1 protein-coding gene and 1 pseudogene are annotated in these 1259 nt (G+C 70.9%); both read left to right on the top strand.

Translation table 11 applies throughout. The annotated features are described in order from the left end of the window. On the top strand, nucleotides 1-854 hold an 854-nt coding region (locus ACGF12_RS38645), incomplete at its 5' end, for a glycoside hydrolase family 15 protein (RefSeq protein WP_393041376.1). Between the two features lie 63 nt (nucleotides 855-917). Continuing rightward, nucleotides 918-1259, top strand: a pseudogene (locus ACGF12_RS38650) (hypothetical protein); the annotation flags it as partial.

Here is a 1259-nt window from a genome sequence, read left to right on the forward strand (position 1 = left end):
CGGTGCGGATCGGGAACGGAGCCTGGAACCAGGTGCAGCTCGACACCTACGGCGAACTGCTCATGGCGACGTACCTCATCGTGCGGCTGCGCGACGATGCGGAGGCCGTGCACGAGCGCGGCCCCTTCCTCCGCTTCCTCCGCAACGTGGTGGAGCTGAACATCCGGCGCTGGCAGGAACCGGACGAGGGTATCTGGGAGATCCGCGGCGGGCGGCGGCACTTCGTCTTCTCCAAACTCATGGCGTGGGCCGGTGTCGACTGCGGCATCCGCTTGCTCGACCTGTTCCCCGGCGTGGCTCCGGACGGGGATCTGCGAGAACGCTGGGTACGCGCTCGCGCGGAGATGCGTACCGCCCTGGAGACGCGCGGGGTGGATCCCGAGACCGGCGCGTTCGTCCAGGCCTTCGACCACCCGGAGCTCGATGCGGCGGCGCTCCATGTGGGCCTGCGGGGATTCCTGCCCCCCGACGACCCCCGCGTCCTCGCCACCATCGACCGGATCGAGGCCGAACTGACGCGCAACGGCCATGTCTACCGCTACCTCGTCGAGGACGGCCTGTCGGGCGAGGAGGGTTCGTTCGTGTTCTGCACGCTCTGGCTGGCCAGCGCCCTCGCCCTGGCCGGGCGCACCGAGGCGGCCGCGCAGTACCTCGACCGCGTCCTCGGCTGCGCGAATGACCTCGGGCTGCTGGCCGAGGAGATCGACCCCGCCACCGGCGAGCAACTCGGCAACTTCCCGCAGGGCTTCAGCCACCTCGGCGTGATCGGCGCAGCGCTGAACCTGGCATTCGCGCAATCCGGGGGCGCGGTCGTGGACCCTCTCGCCGTGTTCGCCAGGCAGCCATCGGGGTGATCGTCGGTTGTGCCGACGCGGCGGACCGCCCCCGTCGTCCCACCGCGCCGCAGTATGAGGATCATGCAATCTGACGGACCGCCGGGCGCCGCCCTGCGGACACCCCGTGCCGCCGGAGCGGCGGGCATCCTCTCCGCCCTGCTGCTGGCCGCGGCCATCCTCCTGTTCCGCAGCGCGCTTCCGACCGATGCCGCCGACGCGACGGCCTGGCTCGGCGACTCCTCCCACCGGGACTCCCTGCAGGCGGCCCTGGGCATGCTGCCGTTCGCCGGAATCTTCTTCCTGTGGTTCATGGGGGCGACACGGGACTACATCGGACCGGCCGAGGACAGGTTCTTCGCCACGCTCTTCCTGGGCGGCGGGTTCCTGTTCGTCGCCGTGCTGTTCGTGACCGCCGCGACCGCG

Origin of the sequence: Kitasatospora sp. NPDC048296, assembly GCF_043201815.1 — a bacterium.
Lineage (GTDB): Bacteria > Actinomycetota > Actinomycetes > Streptomycetales > Streptomycetaceae > Kitasatospora.